Raw genomic sequence first — 15,510 nt, forward strand, 5'->3', positions numbered from 1 at the left:
CTATTCATTTTTTCCTTACTTGGTCACTGTAACCCTCTTTCATTTACTGCCGATGCTCATTTACTCACACACCTAAAAAAAAGAAAAAGCAATCCTTCTTAAATAGAAGCATCGCACCTTATGATAGCTATCATCCATCGTAGTGTTCTCTTTCTCTCTCTTCTTCCTCAAACATTTCGTCATTATCCTTGATTGGGTTGCTCTTGAGCAAATCCTGTGATTTGTGAGAATCGTTTTTTTGCGAGAGAATTTCTTGTTCATTGGTATTTCCGTTCAGTTCCTCAGAAAATTCAGTCAAAAAACTTGGTTGATTTTTCATAATAGGTTTTCCTTTTCTTGTCGTATTTTGTACTTTGAACCTAGTGCTAAATCTAATCACATAATAAATCAATGAATATAAGACAACCATTACGATCCCTGCTACCAAACCAACTCCCTGCCCTGGAATAAACGGCATACACATAAGGACTATGATCATGCTTATTAACACAATCCAAGAAATGTACGGATAACCGCGCATTTGACAAATTCCTTCTGGGGGACAGCCTTTCCTTTTGCGAAAGCGGATAGGACTGGCCATTATGACAACATAGGTAAATATTAAAGCGAAGCCGCCCGTGGTAATTAAAACCAAGTAAACTTCGGAAACAAGAGCCCAAAACCTAATCCTACAAGCATCGCAAATCCAGAAAATAAAATCCCTCGATAAGGTACGTGCTGATCATCCTGAAGCCATTTCGGCGCATGCCCTTCATCTCTTAGTGACCTGATCATTCGCCCTAGACCAAATATGCATGACAGCATGGCAGAAAGAATGGCCGAAATTAACACTATATTTATGGCCCGCCCAGCCCAACCGATTCCCCATCTCTCAAGCGGGCCACCATCGGACTCACGCTTTCATTTAATGATGCTGTTGGGATGAGTGGCAGTAGGACCGCAGCATAGAGAATATACAATCCAACCAATGAAAACACCGTATAACGAATCGCTTTTGGAATCGTATCTCGCGGATTCTCTGCTTCCGTCGCGGCTAATCCAATGATTTCAAAACCTGCATAGGCAAAAATCACGAGGAGCATGCTTCCGGCAATCCCCTTTATTCCTCCTGGCATGATTGGCTCTGTCCTCAAATCTCCAGCACCAACAGGCGGGGACCCTGGAAGTACTCCGAAAATTAGTACTAATGCCGTAAGGATGAAAAAAATAATCGCAAATATTTTTACCCCAGAAAGACCACTTGCGAGCTTACCAATCTTATCAGCCCCTAAAAGGTTCAGCAGCGTAACACCGATGATAATTGCACTTCCTAGCAAACCTATTGATACATTGGGAACCCATTTCCTAATTAGGATGGATATAGCTGTCGCTTCGCTAGACATGGATAAAACGGTTCCTGTCCAATACAGCCATCCAACAACGAACCCAGTCCCCTCTCCAAGTTCTCGTGATGCAAAATTACTAAAGGAACCTGTTGTAGGATTAGCTACAGTCATCGCTGACAAGGCGTATAGAATTAAATATACCAATCCACCTGCTAAAAATAAAATTGAGGGCCCTGCTGCATGAATGGCGGCCGATGAACCTAGAAAAAAGGACCCGCCAATTACACTTCCTAAGGCCATCATGGTGAGCTGCCATGCGGACAGTCCTTTGCGGTTCTTCTCCATTAATCTTTTTCTCCCCTACCATTTATTTTATAAACTGAGGTTTACGGTTATTATTTACTCAGCTTTACAAAAAGATTCTGACAGGGAAAAACGCCGGACTTGCATGGTCTCCCAGTTTGCCATATACGAAAGACAAATTTTCTAAATTGATCATGATTGTTAAAAAAAAGCTTTGATACATGGTATCCTTTACTTAAATATCAATGATTTGGTTATAAAAAAGTTCAAAAGAAAGTTGGTGAATATTGATGAAGGTATATACTAATTTGGATAATGTGAAGAGCTACAAATCGTTTAAGGACATGCGGAAATGGCAGAGTGAACGAAGGAAGAAAGTGAAGGATTTATCGGTTAATATTGAACAGTGTCCTTCTAAAAAAGTAAGAGAATTAAATGAAAACAGAAGCCAGACTTCTTATACTTGGATTGGACATTCCACCTTTTTGATTCAAATGAATGGGATGAATATTCTAACTGACCCTGTTTGGGCCAAGCGGATGGGACTAGAAAAAAGATTAACGGAGCCGGGCCTCTCGTTAACAGATCTGCCAGAGATTGATGTGGTTGTAATTTCTCACGGCCATTACGATCATTTGGACTTCCCCACACTAAAAAAATTAAATGGGAATCCCCAATTCTTTGTTCCAGTGGGTATGAAGTCACTTTTTAACAAAAAAGGCTATCAGAAGGTAATTGAAATGAATTGGTGGGAAAGCACCGACCATGAGGGAGTAACTATTCATTTCGTCCCCGCTCAGCATTGGACAAGAAGGTCGCTGAAGGACATTAATACATCTCATTGGGGGGGCTGGATTTTTCAAACCCGAGAAGAAACACTTTATTTTGTTGGCGATACCGGCTATTTTAGTGGTTTTAAACAAATAGCCGAACGATTTACCATTGATACGGTGTTTATGCCGATTGGTGCCTTTGAGCCAGAATGGTTCATGGCGCCAGCCCATATATCACCAGAAGACAGTGTGAAAGCATTCATTGAATTAAAGGCAAAAAACTTCGTCCCGATGCATTATGGCACTTATCGGTTAGCTGACGACACGGGGCCAGAAGCCTTGGAACGTTTAAACCGTGCGTGGGAGAAGCAGCAGCTGCGCAAGGAACAGTTAACGGTTCTTCTACTTGGGGAAACGGTATTTTAGTTAGGGTCTTCTAATTTAAAATTTACCTGCTCTTTGACTCGCATAGTTCGACTTTAATTGGTCATTATATATTTGTAAGACCATTTTTAAGGGGAGTGACTTCTGTGGTGAAAAAAAGTTGGGTAACTTTTGTTTTAGCAACTACCTTATTAGGATTAACTGGTTGCGCAAATAATAAAAACAATGCATTGAATGACAATAATGCAGGCAATATGGGAGTAAACAATGTTAGAAACAATGCCATTAATGGTGTTAACGTAAGGAATGTTTCGAACCAAAATTTACGTGTTTCAGGTCGTGCCATTAGTAATGTAGAAACCCTGAAAGAAGTTGACCAAGCCCATGTAATCATCCGAAATAATGATGCATATGTGGCCGTTCAATTAAATAATAATCTTCAAAATGGCACCCGCGCCAATAAAGGCACAACTGGGACGGGGCCAAATATGAATGCTACTTATGGGAATGGCTATAACTCCGGTACAACAGGTACCAATGGCTCTACAAATATGAATGCTACTACCGGCAATCTTGACAACACGGTTACCAATGGAACAAGAAATAATCGAGGAACTACAATAACTGGAACCCGTGTGACTACCACCAAACTTGATCAGAAAATCATCGATCAGGTCCGTGCAGCTGATCGAAATATTGACAACGTTTATATTTCTTACGATACCGATACTTTCGGCCAAATGACAAACTATTCAAATGATATTCGTACTGGAACAAACAGAAATGGCCTGTGGAACGATTTTACGAATTCTGTTAACAGGATGTTTAGATAAGAGCAAATCAGCTGTCGGATAATTTTCGGCAGCTTTTTTTTCTTTAGAATTGTTCACTCCAGTCACCGCTCACGATAAATTTCATGTTAGTTGGTTTGCTTCCTATTAGAAGGAAGTACATAGACGTGTCCTCCTTGAAACCCAAAGAAATAATTTCAATACTCCATTAATTAAACCACTAGGTTCATACCAATTTTTCAGTTGTATCTCTATTTACCTTATTTTAACTGGAAATCAACTCCTACTTATTTTCACTTGTTATTCTTGATATAATAGAATATTCAAGGAGTGGTTGGTATGAAAATAGTAAAATATCTAATAGTTTTTGTATTGCTCATTGGCCTTGGTATTTCTGCGTGGTTTTATTATCCCCAGTACCAAATCCACCAAATGAAAAAACACGCGGTTGCGGTGGTTAATAAGAGTTCTGACCAAGTCTCTTATCTCAATTATTATCGAAATGCTAAAACTTCTCAGATTCACCATTTGGCGATTGGTGATTCTATTATACGTGGAGTCGGTGCAGGAAAGAATGAAAATTTTGTCAGTCTATTTTCTAGCAAATTGGCAGAACAAACCGCAAAACAAATTGAATTTCAAAATCAAGGGATCAATGGGATCACCAGTAGTGAATTAAATGACTTGGTTCAAGAGGGTCGATTTGATGAATCGATCAAGCAATCCGACATTGTCACGATTAATGTGGGCGGCAATGATATTCTTCGAATGGCAAACGGGCAAAATTTTCGTACCGTCATTCAAAGCTATGACCAATTGCAAACCACCTTCTCGAAAAATTTGTCTGAGATTACATCGAGAATTACCAAGCTAAATCCAAAGGTCACAATTGTATTCTTAGAATTATATAATCCATTATCACCAGATGACCAATTGTACCCTCTGGCAGATAAAATGCTGCCAAAATGGAATGTTAATATATATGAGGTCGCTCATAAAGTCCCAGGGTCGATTGTCATTGAAACAACAAAGGTCATTAACGGGGACCACCTGCAAAATCTTTCCCCTGATGGTGTTCATCCAAATCTGGCTGGTTATACCGCCATTTCGGAGCAAATGATTTATCAATTTAAACACCAATTCAGAAAAATTGCTGTATAGAACCGAAGGAAGATCGGTAAAAGAACTCTTTAACAGCTTAAAAACAAACTCAAAAATACACCTTCCTCGTTTCATTTTTAGGAAAATGAATGTGAGAAGGTGTTTTTTTTTTGATTAAAAATAAAATTGCTTAACACTATATTAGAGGTCTTCCCGCATCAGGTGAAAGATTGGGATCTCCGCCACCAGTGATAATAGCGCTGTCTGGCTGAATATCATTATCCTCTAAGTTAGCTGTAAGATTTATTTTGCTATTTTTATGATCATTTACATTATTTTGAAACTCTTGAGGTACATTCTTTTTCTCTTTATCCATGATTACACCGCCTTTTTACTTGTAGTGTTTGTAATTCAAGAATAAATATACAAAGCATGGATTTCCTAAATCCTAACTGTGACTCTCTCTTTATTTTTAAAATAAACCCATTCCTTGAAGCCGATTTCCTTAAGGCGCCGTTGCACTTGATCAAACTCGTCCCCTACTCGATGTGGATCATGGGCATCCGATCCAAACGTTACCTTCACACCATAGTGAAGTGCCAGCTCTAAAATATCATCAGACGGATACCAGCCGCCAACGTCTTTTGTTTTTCCGGATGTGTTGATTTCAATCGCGATATCATTTTCTCCTATCACCTTTATGGTATTTTCAACTGCAGCTGTCTGGATGGATGAAAAGGCAGGATAGAATCCTTTCATGGCATCAATATGGCCGAGGATTTGAAACATCCCACTTCGAGCCGATTGCTCAATAAGCGAATAGTAATTTTCTTTCGTTCTGATTTTTTCTTGTTCTGTAAGCCCATTCCAGCGCTTTTTATTAAAAATACTCACCCCGTCCACATGGTGAACCGAACCAATGATGTAATCAAATGGGTACGGCTCAAAACAGGATTGATAAATCTTCACTGACTCAGGGAAGAAATCAGATTCCACTCCAAGAAGAACCTCGATTTTATCGCTATAAGCTTGTTTCAGCTGCAGTACTTCGTTGACGTATTCGGGAAACATACTTTTTGCCATCGCGATATGGGGACGGAGCTGGTCTTCGTCACTACTAAAGTAAGGGGAATGATCGGCAATCCCGATTACACTTAGCCCTCGTTCAATCGCTGCATCAATATAATCACGAATCTTAGCACGTGCATGGCCGCAACGATCATGATGCGTATGTAAATCAAATTTGGGATTTGAATTCAACTTGTCCACTTTAATCACCTCACCTATTAATATGTACATATATCAGAAAAGATTAATCAAAGTAAAAAAAAGAAAACACCTTCCACTAGTTCATGTTAAGTGGAGGCGTTTTCTTATTCGAAACAATTAAACATAATTCTGCTTGATTGAATTGAGAGGTGTATCTCGTTTATTGCGTCTTCTTTTAAGCCTTTTCGTTTTTTCTTTTTCATAAAAATGATAAACAATAAAGTAAGAACTGAAGCTTAGGATCATCCCAAAAATGGTCATACCTATTAAAGTATGGAAGCCTCCATGAAGGATACTTATTAGACTATGAAGATCACCATGGATTAACTTTTGAAAAGAAAATGATGACTTGTGACCTATATTTACTTTCATCGGAAAAATCAATTTCCCAATTTTTTTTGCAAAAGGTAACAGAAGAACTGGAAGAAGGGTTAGTTTACCGATGACATTACCAATAATGGATGCAGGTAATGAACCTTTCGCTAAACGGACGATCGGTACAAATAATATATAAATAAGCGAACCTGTTGAAAGAACCAACATTTCCAAACCAAGGCCCAGCGCAAATCCTAAGGATACTTTTCTAGCTCCACCAGGAGACCGTAGAAGTTTAGTAATATTAAACTTAAAAGCACGTCCAAATCGCTGCAAAAAATTATACTTTTTTGGTTTTATGCTCATGATGGGTATCTCCTTACTACATTAGATAAGTTTATTATACTCTATATGAGCCCTAACTACTATTCTAAGAAATCAACTAATTGAATAAAAATAGAGCTGATTCCATCTTGGAACCAGCTCTGCATTATATGGGATTTCACTGCTTAGGCTTTAACCTCATTATTTAAATGAACCCATTCTTGAGACAGGATTTCTTTGACAGAATCCCTTCTTGTTTTTCCACGAGAATATGCCTGTTCTCTTATATACTCTGGCAATTGAACAAGTGATTTTAATTCGGCATAGGTACCATTTGGTTCAATTTCAATATCCACAATATTATAGCTCCATTCTATTTCCGCTGGGATATGAATGGCATTTAGACCAAGCTCAATCGCCGGCTTGATGTCTGTTTTGAGTGAATTTCCGATCAGCCAAGTCTTCTTTTTGTCTGCGTTTATATTGTTTAAAACCTGTTGCAATGCTTCTGTAGTTTTATGTTCAAAGATAAAGATTCTTTCTTCAAAGTAATCCGATAAGCGCAATTGGGAAATTTTTCTATTTTGATTCTCTTCATCTCCTCCAGTAAATAAATATAGTTGATGCCGCTCTGCTTGTAAGGTATCCAAGATTTCATACATATAAGGAAAAGGTTTCACCTTTCTTTGAAAAACACTTTGACCAATTTTTTCTACTTGATTTAGTTCAGACGCTTTCATTTTTCTCCCCGTTTTTTCGCAAAAATACCGATAGGTTGTCACTAGGGATTGCGTATATAAGGAAGAATGCAAGCCATTATTTTCAACAGATTTTATATCAATTTCAGATTGTTTTTGGAGAATTTCCTGCTTTGGTACGGATTTAAACCATTTCTTCATCACATTTGCAAATCTGTTTCTAGATTCTACAAAGTATTTATTACAGTGAATCAAGGTGTCATCTAAATCCAATATTAAGGTTTGTTGATTCATGAACCAATCCCCCCTTAAATAGTGGTGTAACTTAAGTATATGGGGTAAAATCATTTTCATGATAAAATGAGCCTTTCCCATCAAAAGTTAGTGCATAAGTATTAGCGGACAATGTAAAAGCGGAAATAAACTTTTCAATATAATAGTGACACTGACAAAAGCCAGTGTCTCGATAGACCCTAATTAAGATTTATATAGTATAATAAGGAAATTATAGCAAACAGGAGAAGAGAACATTGGAAAAACAAAATAGCAAGTATAGATGGGTCGTTTTTGTATCAATTTTATTAACGTATTTATTAATTGTTAGTCAACGAACAGCTCCAGGTTTAATTTCCGATCAATTGATGAAGGATTTCAACATTACAGCCTCTACGATTGGATTACTGACAAGTATTCAATTTTTTGCCTATGCTGGTCTGCAAATTCCTATTGGGATCTTGTCTGATCGATTTGGCCCCAACTTTTTTCTAGTGATTGGGGCGCTTCTTACTGGAATAGGTACATTAATTTATAGTCTAGCCACGAATGAACTAGTGCTTCTTTTTGCTAGATTATTGGTAGGAACCGGTGATTCAGCTATTTGGGTTAATTTAGTGTTGATCCTAAGTCAATGGTTTAAAGTGAGGGAGTTTGTTGGATTACTGGGCATAGCTGGAATGGCAGGGAGTTTTGGCTTTTTACTAGCGACCGTCCCCTTTTCTGCATGGATTACACGATCAGGCTGGCGCCCCCCATTTTTTACATCGGGAATTATGGTAGTTCTCTGTGGAGTACTTCTCTACTATGTCCTAGTAAAAAAACCAAAGACTTTTGAATGGAACGATACCATACCTAAAAAACAGAAAAAGCCGCGTGAAAAAACGCTGATTTTGTTACGTCGTATTTTTACCACCCGCCAAGCATGGGCCACGTTCTTCTGTCACTTTGGTACTGTTGGAACGTATGTAGGATTTATTGGTTCGTGGGCTGTCCCCTATGGGATGAATGTATATGGATTGTCTCGTTCAGATGCGAGTCAACTGATTATGGTAGGTCTTTTCGGGGCAATTATTGGTGCTCCATTAACTAGCTGGATTTCCAGCCGCTTAGACTCGATTAAACGTCCGTATGTTATTGTTCACTGCATTGTGTTTTTATGCTGGGCGTCATTCCTTTTCATGAATGGAAAGCCGCCAGTCTTAATGCTTACGATTATTTTCTTTCTTATTGGATACGGAAATGGAGCGAGTGCATTAACCTTTGCGATTGTTAGAAAATCCTTCGATATCAAAGAAGTCGGGGTTGTTTCTGGCTTTGCTAATATGGGCGGTTTTTTAAGTGCTGTTCTTTTGCCAAGTATTTTTGGGAAAGTGTTAGACCATTTCCACGCATCTGCAAGTAGTGTTGGATACCAATATGGTTTTATTATTCCTGTCATATTTGCCTCTCTAGGGTTAGTGGGTGGATTGATTATCGTGGAGAAGCGACAAGAAGTTTTGCAAAGTCAGGTAAATTAATTTTCTTAATTAAACAAAAAACTAGGGAACTCATAAGGAGCTTCCTAGTTTTTTTCTGTTATTATTCGATTTTGTAATCCATGACCCACTCGGTGTTTGGCAGGTAGTTAATCAGGAAACGGCGTCCTTCCACATTTTTTCCGATTGGATATTGTGGATTTGGAGATATATTTAAGCGTTTATTATGGATTATAACAGTAATAGTTCCTTGGATTTCACCCTTGGAAGGTTTCTCATAAACAATTTTTGAAGGAATCCCTTCTAATATTGTGTAATTCTTTTTTATGTAAGCCGGTGAATCTGCCCAATACGCAGAAGCGCTGAACAAGGCTAGAGCTCCAAGTCCCAGAATCCCGAAGCGATAGATCCACATGACCGATGAACCTATATAAGGTAATTCTTGTACCCTGGTGAATCCCTTCCAGACATTTTTTACTTTTAAACTAATTAATATGAATGATAAACCTGCACCAGTTAAGCCAATCGCACAGAATGGGAAGATATTTGTATACATGCCAAGTGGGACTAATAAGAAGAAGGTAATACCCAGTCCTAAAATAAATGGTGCTTTCATATATTACTCTCCTTTTCAGCTATATTTTCCATGTAAACTTTCCCGATTATTATGTGTAATTTTTCCCAAAATTACTTCACTCAAATGCACCAGTTTAGATTAAATTTCCACACCATGATAAAATAGTTTAAGCGCGGAATTACATAAATATCGTGTTTCCTTGCTTCAAGGTTGTTATTATTCAACTAATTTATAGAGATAGAAGGGTTCTGTTTGATCAAATTTGCAAATGACGACAAAAGGTTTCGATTTTGTGTCTCATTGTTAATCGCTTTAATAGGAGGAATTACGTTCGTTGCTCTACATACACCTATTCCATGGCTGCTAGGACCGATGGCAGCTGTTTTAATTGGCTCAAGGTTTAGAAAAGTTCAATTTTACTGGCCTAGTTCCATTCGCGACATAGGTTTAGTGATTGTCGGATATTCGGTTGGCCTCTCGTTCACAAAAGAGGCACTTTTGGAAATAATGGCCAAACTGCCTTCCATGTTGCTGATGACAGTATTACTTGTTTGTTTTTGTGCTGGAATTGCTTTTGTTGTTTCTAAGTTAACTGGTGTAGATTATCCAACCGTGTTGATTGGAAGTATTCCGGGCGGGCTATCACAAATGATTATTTTCGCCGAAGAATTGAAAGGAATTAACATTACTACGGTGACCTTTCTTCAGGTAGCTAGATTAATAATGATTATTTTCTTTGTTCCTTTTCTTATATTAGGTCCGCTTTTTAAAAATACGACAAACACAACTTCGGACTTGTTTAATAGTGGTACAGTCTCCCCTATCCCACTTTTTCCAACCATCATTTGGTTTGTTGTTATTTGTGTGGTTTGTGCATTTCTAGCTCGGAAATTCAAATTTCCTACTCCCTATTTGTTAGGTCCAATTTTAGGAACAGCGGTCATCCATTTATCTGGCTTGCATGGTCCGGCGTTACCAGCTTCGATTCTTGATGTATCTCAATTTATGATTGGCGGGTACATTGGTTTGCTATTAAAGCCTGAAAAACTGGAGCACAAAACAAAAATTATTACACTTGCGTTCCTTAGTGGAATGGTAATGATTTTGGTCTCCAGCGGGCTAAGTTTATTACTTGTTGCTTACTACCCTATCAACCATTCAACCAGTTTTTTAGCTTTAGCTCCTGGAGGAATGGATCAAATGGGAATTCTCGCTCATGAGGTCCATGCCGATTTATCGATGGTGACCGGCTATCAACTTTTTCGACTCTTTTTTATTTACTTTGCCGTTCCACCGCTTCTAAGATGGATTTTTAAAGTCGGGATGAGAAAAACAGCAAAGACCCCTTAGGTCCCATGTTCCAAATATTTGTATTTTATTACTTGCAGATGTGTAAACTATGGGAAAAACGGAGATTAGAAAATGGAGAAGAAAATAGCAATCATAACGGATATTCATGGTAATTATTCGGCATTAAGGGCAGTTTTGAATGAGATTGACAAGGACGAAAAGACTGAGCATATCTATTGTTTGGGAGATTTGATCGGGATTGGGTATGAAACGAATGAGGTTCTTGAGCTCCTAAGTTCACGTGCTGATATTTCGTTTGTAATGGGAAACCACGATGAAGCTATTTTGGATATTATTGCAGGTAGAGAGCCTTATAGCAGGGGTAGTGAAAAGGTACATCATCAATGGATTGCAGCCCATCTAGACCATAAGTTTATTCCGTTTTTAACCGAGATTCCTGTCACGTTAGAATCGATTTACAATGGTAAAAGATTGTTTTTTGTTCACTACCATTTGAGTGAACTAAATAAATTTATCTCCGTGGATAAAAAGCCAACCGAGGAGAAACTTGACGCCTTTTACCAGACATCTAATGCGGATATTGTTTGTTTTGGCCATCATCACGTGATCCATCACTTTAAATCCATGGAGCGACTCTATCTCAACCCAAGCTCTTTGGGCTGTAATTATAAGCCGTTGGCCACCTACGCTGTTGTGACGATTGGTGAACATGGAGATATTTCTGTTGCTTTTAAAGAAGTGCCGTATGACAATAAAGAATTTCTGATCGGTTTTAACAGATTGAATGTACCTGATGCGGATTATATTTTAAAGATATTTTATGGCGATCAACATTTGAAATTTATGTAATTCTGTTTACCGCAACTAAGGTAACCCCGCGCAGACTTTTTTATTCGTAAAATAATAGCCCTCGATTATTATTTCCATAAAAAATGACGATGAGCTTGGATCATTCCAAGCTTATCGTCATTTTTTTAATAAGTATTACTTTTTACGAATGGCAAATACGAGAGCCACTAATGATAACAAGGCTGCAACAACCGATAAGATGGTCGGAAGTGAATTAGTGTTATCAGAGTCTGTTTTTTTAGCTTCAACTGTTTTTGTTTCTTCTTTTTTCGTTTCTTCCATTTTAGCATTGTCGTTGTGGTCATCCGTTGATGCGCCTGCAACAATGTCAGTAATGGAATGAGGGCTATCTGCTCCTTCGTCCCCTGTCCATTCTACTATGCTGCCATCTTTATAATATTGAAAAGCATCCCAAGCTGCTTTAGTTGCCGTTTCAGGGTTTTTTCCAACAAACGTAAATTGCTGGAATTGACCTGGTAAAATTCCGTCACCTGTTGCTTCGAAAGTAAATGATTTTACTATACCTTTCGCATCTTTTTCATCGGAATATTTCCATCCAGGGACTGGCTGATAAGACTTAATTTCAACTCCAGCTGGTGCTTTTAACGTGAATTTTGTCGTGGCTATATCCTTTTCAACGGGAACTTTAACTGTATATGTTTCCCATGCACCTGTTGTCGACGTTTTCGGTACTACTGTCACATGGGCACTTGCCACACTTGAGAATAATAATAAACCTAATACTGTTGGTAAAAACACTTTAGAAATCTTTTTCAATGTACGTTTCATCCTTTTTGCTCCTCAATTTTTATTTTTTACTGCAAACAATAGTAAAATCTACCTACTTACTTTCATTCTAAAAATCATTCTCTTTTATTACAGCCACATCCACTTTGACCATTCATTCTTTTTTGTATTTCTATGATGGCTTCTTCGAATCGAAGAACTATGCCACCAAAGCCTTTTTGAAATTGATCGGCATGTTTTAATGAATCAAAAGCTAATACTTGTGGCTGGCAGCAATTCAAATTAAAATCTGCGTCAAGTAAGAAATACGCCATTTTTGCACTAATGGTCGTATCCTGAAGGAAATCGCGACAAATGATTTGAGAAACATCTTTTTCTATGTCCTTATATCGTAGTAAGCCACAATGAGGACAGCAAAGGTGCTCTACCCTTAACTCGTGGGTTATAATTTGAACTGGGTGGCGATTATTTGATTCTTTCAAGCAATATTTACATGCGCTTGAAGAAATGGTAGTTTCTTGTGTTAAGCAGATTCCACCTGAAGTTTTAATGACTTTTTTGTCCTCTATTAATGGCTTTATATCTCGATAAACGGTCATTTCAGAAACTTGTAAACGATTGCTAATTTCTGTAATCGATAGGGTTCCTTCATTATTTAACCAAGTTAATAGTTGCTGTCGACGTTCAATAGGTAACAATTGTGCACCTCCTCCAAGATTTGTAGAAATTACTTTTATATAATAAGATTAGAATACCTTTAAGATATTAACAAGGTATGAATGTGAATAACTTGTGAAATTTTATCAACAAAATCACATTTTCTCACAAAACTAAAATTGGTTGAATCAAGAAATAGGTATAAAGACTAAGGAAAATAGAAGGATTTACATTCCTAACATTTCTCTTAAAATACATAGAAGGAGGTAGAGTACAATGATTAAAAGAGTGATCATCCTTTTGGTGCTCTCATCAATTTTAATAGCATTAGTATTAGTAAAAGATCATACTTCTGCTCCTGTTAACAATACTATAACTAAAAACAATGGTTCCTCTGAGTACACCACGGTAGAATACAAGATTAGTAAAATTAAAGGGAAGCAATACTACGGAAAAAGTGATGACGGAACAGATATCATCTTTTCTTCAAAGAACATCCTTTCAGGTGATAAGATACGCGTTCATGATGTGGTCATATGCTATTTTGATAAGAATAATTTAGGTAAAGGTTTAGTCAAAGTGGAGAAGAAATAGCTATTACAAGATACCCCCTTGTGTGGCTTCTGCCCACTTCATTCGAGGGGTAGATTTCTTTTTTACAGAAGTACTTTTGAAAAAAAAAGGAATTTTCTATTCATTAACTACAATTAATTACAGAAAGGAAAATTAGATTGAAGGAATTTACAGTTTGCTATACGTTTGATCATGAGATAATAACCGAAAAAATGATAAAAGAATTAGATGTTAATAAAGAAGATGTTGAACAAGAAGTAGTTGAAATGATGGAGCGTAACAAATACTTTATCGTGAAAAATGATCAAGGGAATTATATTATAAATTCCTATTTAGTTCGTTTTGTACGAATAATCAATGAAAGGATATTAGTCAAATAAACTAGCTGTAAGCTTTGGAAGTTATCTTTTGCCTCTCTATACAAGATTACTTAAATAGTGAACTCTTCATAATTACCTTGTTATAAGCTAATTTAAAACCGTTTCTTTCCATATTCCTGGCGGATGTGTTATTCGGTTTTGTCGTAAAAAAGCAGCTGAATGAGATAAATTTAAAAAACCTCTTACGGATTCGATTGAATCCTCCGTTGTGTTCTGGTCGCTCGAAAAACCAAGGGCAACGGTTCGTGCCCATTCATATGATTCTTCAGCTCCCACTTTTACTATTGAAACCTGGTCATTTCTTAGGTTTCCTTTGTTTGGATTCCACTCCTCTAATTTGAGTAATCGCCCCCGAACGAATTATGTATCTTTCATTTTCCATCAAACATACTCAATATTTATTCTACACAGTTTTTTTCTTTTGAAAAGTTACGATTATTACCCCCAGCTAAAATTGAGGTAAACAGCATTTTTCAATTTTTTTTTGTATTAGTAATTTGGTCTAAATTTAACTCATATATTTTATATGAGCATTTTTTATGTATCACATACCATAAGAAATAGGTGAGACCAAAATGTTTGCTGTTCATTTTATTGAAAAAAATAACGTTTTATTAACTCAGCTGCTTAATCGTGTTCCAACCGAAGGTGATGAGTTAAAAATTAAAGGTCGAAAGGCAAAAGTTGAAAGTGTTAAGAATATTGATGATCTCAATATTCATGTTCAGGTTACTATAGAGGTCGTTAATAAAAATAAACTTGTTGTAGATAATTCAAAAAAGAAAAAGCGGTAAACAAGAATAAGAACGTACATGTTAGATTTTCATCTCTAATATGTGCGTTCTTTTTATTTTTGTTTTCACAACCTTGAAATATATTCACAGTTGATTTTTTATCCTCTGACAGTGTGAATTATTGGTAATTTAGCCTAAATTTAGTGGAAATATGTCCTTCAAAATATACAATGCATAAGCTATAAAGAATTAATTTTTTGCAAAGAAGGTGAATTTTAATGACTCATGGTCATGGTCAATCACAATCCTCATTTATGCCTTGGGAACAGTGGCATCAGCAAAATCCACACGGTAGTTGGCAACAATGGCACCAACAACACCCTTATATGCCTTGGCAGCAGTGGCATCATCACTATCCTCATGGCACTCATCATCAGTGGCAACAACAACATCCTTGGGTACCTTGGCAGCAATGGCATCACCATCATCCTCATGGTACCTGGCAGCAATGGCATCAAATGTATCCACATAGAGAAAAGTAATAATATACAGAATTATTGTCGAGGTGAATTATTCACCTCATTTTTTTACACTTAAAAGCACCATTATATCAAGGTAATTAATACAAAAATCAGCAGACAATTAAAG

Annotated in this window: 20 protein-coding genes; 9 read left to right on the top strand and 11 right to left on the bottom strand. The window is 37.1% G+C overall.

Features of this window, described 5'->3' with window-relative positions:
* Positions 1–130: 130 nt before the first annotated feature.
* Genes COE25_RS31735 through COE25_RS31745 form a run of 3 tightly spaced genes read right to left on the bottom strand, consistent with a single transcriptional unit; the run spans position 131 to position 1,670 of the window.
* The gene (locus COE25_RS31735) at positions 131–634 is read right to left on the bottom strand and encodes a hypothetical protein (RefSeq protein WP_257208907.1); all 504 of its coding nucleotides are present in this window, start codon (positions 632–634) and stop codon (positions 131–133) included.
* The gene (locus COE25_RS31740; protein WP_257208908.1) at positions 625–831 is read right to left on the bottom strand and encodes a hypothetical protein; all 207 of its coding nucleotides are present in this window, start codon (positions 829–831) and stop codon (positions 625–627) included. Before COE25_RS31740 ends, COE25_RS31735 begins: the two co-directional genes overlap by 10 nt.
* 5 nt (positions 832–836) lie before the next feature.
* Positions 837–1,670, bottom strand: a complete 834-nt coding sequence (locus tag COE25_RS31745) for an amino acid permease (RefSeq protein ID WP_257208909.1) — start codon at positions 1,668–1,670, stop codon at positions 837–839.
* A gap of 248 nt (positions 1,671–1,918) precedes the next feature.
* Here COE25_RS31745 and COE25_RS20440 point away from each other — a divergent pair, with 248 nt between their 5' ends.
* From COE25_RS20440 to COE25_RS20450, 3 genes are all read left to right on the top strand, one after another.
* Positions 1,919–2,827, top strand: a complete 909-nt coding sequence (locus tag COE25_RS20440) for an MBL fold metallo-hydrolase (RefSeq protein WP_098933915.1) — start codon at positions 1,919–1,921, stop codon at positions 2,825–2,827.
* Positions 2,828–2,931: 104 nt separating this feature from the next.
* Positions 2,932–3,618 (top strand): YhcN/YlaJ family sporulation lipoprotein, encoded by a 687-nt coding sequence (locus COE25_RS20445; RefSeq protein WP_098933916.1) that lies wholly within the window; start codon positions 2,932–2,934, stop codon positions 3,616–3,618.
* A gap of 297 nt (positions 3,619–3,915) precedes the next feature.
* Positions 3,916–4,737: an SGNH/GDSL hydrolase family protein gene (locus tag COE25_RS20450; protein ID WP_098933917.1), complete on the top strand. Its 822-nt coding sequence runs from the start codon at positions 3,916–3,918 to the stop codon at positions 4,735–4,737.
* A 136-nt stretch (positions 4,738–4,873) separates the two neighbouring features.
* Here the strand turns inward: COE25_RS20450 and COE25_RS20455 are convergent, their stop codons facing one another.
* From COE25_RS20455 to COE25_RS20470, 4 genes are all read right to left on the bottom strand, one after another.
* Positions 4,874–5,053, bottom strand: coding sequence for a hypothetical protein (locus tag COE25_RS20455; protein WP_098933918.1), 180 nt, complete (start codon positions 5,051–5,053; stop codon positions 4,874–4,876).
* Between the two features lie 65 nt (positions 5,054–5,118).
* Positions 5,119–5,937 carry a histidinol-phosphatase gene (locus COE25_RS20460; RefSeq protein ID WP_257208916.1) on the bottom strand — a complete coding sequence of 273 codons (819 nt, stop codon included), beginning with the start codon at positions 5,935–5,937 and terminating at the stop codon, positions 5,119–5,121.
* A gap of 126 nt (positions 5,938–6,063) precedes the next feature.
* Positions 6,064–6,627: a DUF2062 domain-containing protein gene (locus COE25_RS20465; RefSeq protein ID WP_098933920.1), complete on the bottom strand. Its 564-nt coding sequence runs from the start codon at positions 6,625–6,627 to the stop codon at positions 6,064–6,066.
* Positions 6,628–6,770: 143 nt separating this feature from the next.
* Entirely contained in the window at positions 6,771–7,577 is an 807-nt protein-coding gene (locus COE25_RS20470) for an HAD family hydrolase (RefSeq protein ID WP_098933921.1), read from the bottom strand.
* Between the two features lie 236 nt (positions 7,578–7,813).
* On the opposite strand from COE25_RS20470, the gene COE25_RS20475 reads away from it, so the two are divergent.
* A complete protein-coding gene (locus tag COE25_RS20475) occupies positions 7,814–9,076 on the top strand; it encodes an MFS transporter (protein ID WP_098933922.1) in 1,263 nt (420 codons plus the stop codon).
* A gap of 61 nt (positions 9,077–9,137) precedes the next feature.
* Here COE25_RS20475 and COE25_RS20480 read toward each other — a convergent pair whose 3' ends face one another.
* Positions 9,138–9,650 (bottom strand): hypothetical protein, encoded by a 513-nt coding sequence (locus COE25_RS20480; protein WP_098933923.1) that lies wholly within the window; start codon positions 9,648–9,650, stop codon positions 9,138–9,140.
* A 213-nt stretch (positions 9,651–9,863) separates the two neighbouring features.
* On the opposite strand from COE25_RS20480, the gene COE25_RS20485 reads away from it, so the two are divergent.
* Both COE25_RS20485 and COE25_RS20490 read left to right on the top strand, forming a co-directional pair.
* Positions 9,864–10,961, top strand: a complete 1,098-nt coding sequence (locus COE25_RS20485) for an AbrB family transcriptional regulator (protein WP_257208910.1) — start codon at positions 9,864–9,866, stop codon at positions 10,959–10,961.
* 72 nt (positions 10,962–11,033) lie between these two features.
* Positions 11,034–11,771: a metallophosphoesterase family protein gene (locus COE25_RS20490; protein WP_098933924.1), complete on the top strand. Its 738-nt coding sequence runs from the start codon at positions 11,034–11,036 to the stop codon at positions 11,769–11,771.
* A 135-nt stretch (positions 11,772–11,906) separates the two neighbouring features.
* Here COE25_RS20490 and COE25_RS20495 read toward each other — a convergent pair whose 3' ends face one another.
* Positions 11,907–12,560 (bottom strand): YcnI family copper-binding membrane protein, encoded by a 654-nt coding sequence (locus COE25_RS20495; RefSeq protein WP_098933925.1) that lies wholly within the window; start codon positions 12,558–12,560, stop codon positions 11,907–11,909.
* A 74-nt stretch (positions 12,561–12,634) separates the two neighbouring features.
* A complete protein-coding gene (locus COE25_RS20500; RefSeq protein WP_098933926.1) occupies positions 12,635–13,216 on the bottom strand; it encodes a DeoR family transcriptional regulator in 582 nt (193 codons plus the stop codon).
* Between the two features lie 235 nt (positions 13,217–13,451).
* Between COE25_RS20500 and COE25_RS20505 the strand changes: the two genes are divergently transcribed.
* From COE25_RS20505 to COE25_RS20520, 3 genes are all read left to right on the top strand, one after another.
* Positions 13,452–13,769 (top strand): hypothetical protein, encoded by a 318-nt coding sequence (locus COE25_RS20505; RefSeq protein ID WP_088087033.1) that lies wholly within the window; start codon positions 13,452–13,454, stop codon positions 13,767–13,769.
* A 137-nt stretch (positions 13,770–13,906) separates the two neighbouring features.
* Positions 13,907–14,128: a hypothetical protein gene (locus tag COE25_RS20510; protein ID WP_088087032.1), complete on the top strand. Its 222-nt coding sequence runs from the start codon at positions 13,907–13,909 to the stop codon at positions 14,126–14,128.
* 575 nt (positions 14,129–14,703) lie between these two features.
* Positions 14,704–14,922 (top strand): hypothetical protein, encoded by a 219-nt coding sequence (locus COE25_RS20520; RefSeq protein ID WP_098933927.1) that lies wholly within the window; start codon positions 14,704–14,706, stop codon positions 14,920–14,922.
* A gap of 252 nt (positions 14,923–15,174) precedes the next feature.
* Here the strand turns inward: COE25_RS20520 and COE25_RS20525 are convergent, their stop codons facing one another.
* Positions 15,175–15,390, bottom strand: a complete 216-nt coding sequence (locus COE25_RS20525; protein ID WP_098933928.1) for a hypothetical protein — start codon at positions 15,388–15,390, stop codon at positions 15,175–15,177.
* Positions 15,391–15,510: the final 120 nt, after the last annotated feature.

The sequence above is a fragment of the Bacillus sp. AFS031507 genome, from assembly GCF_002584635.1.
In the GTDB taxonomy this organism is placed as follows: Bacteria; Bacillota; Bacilli; order Bacillales; family Cytobacillaceae; genus Neobacillus.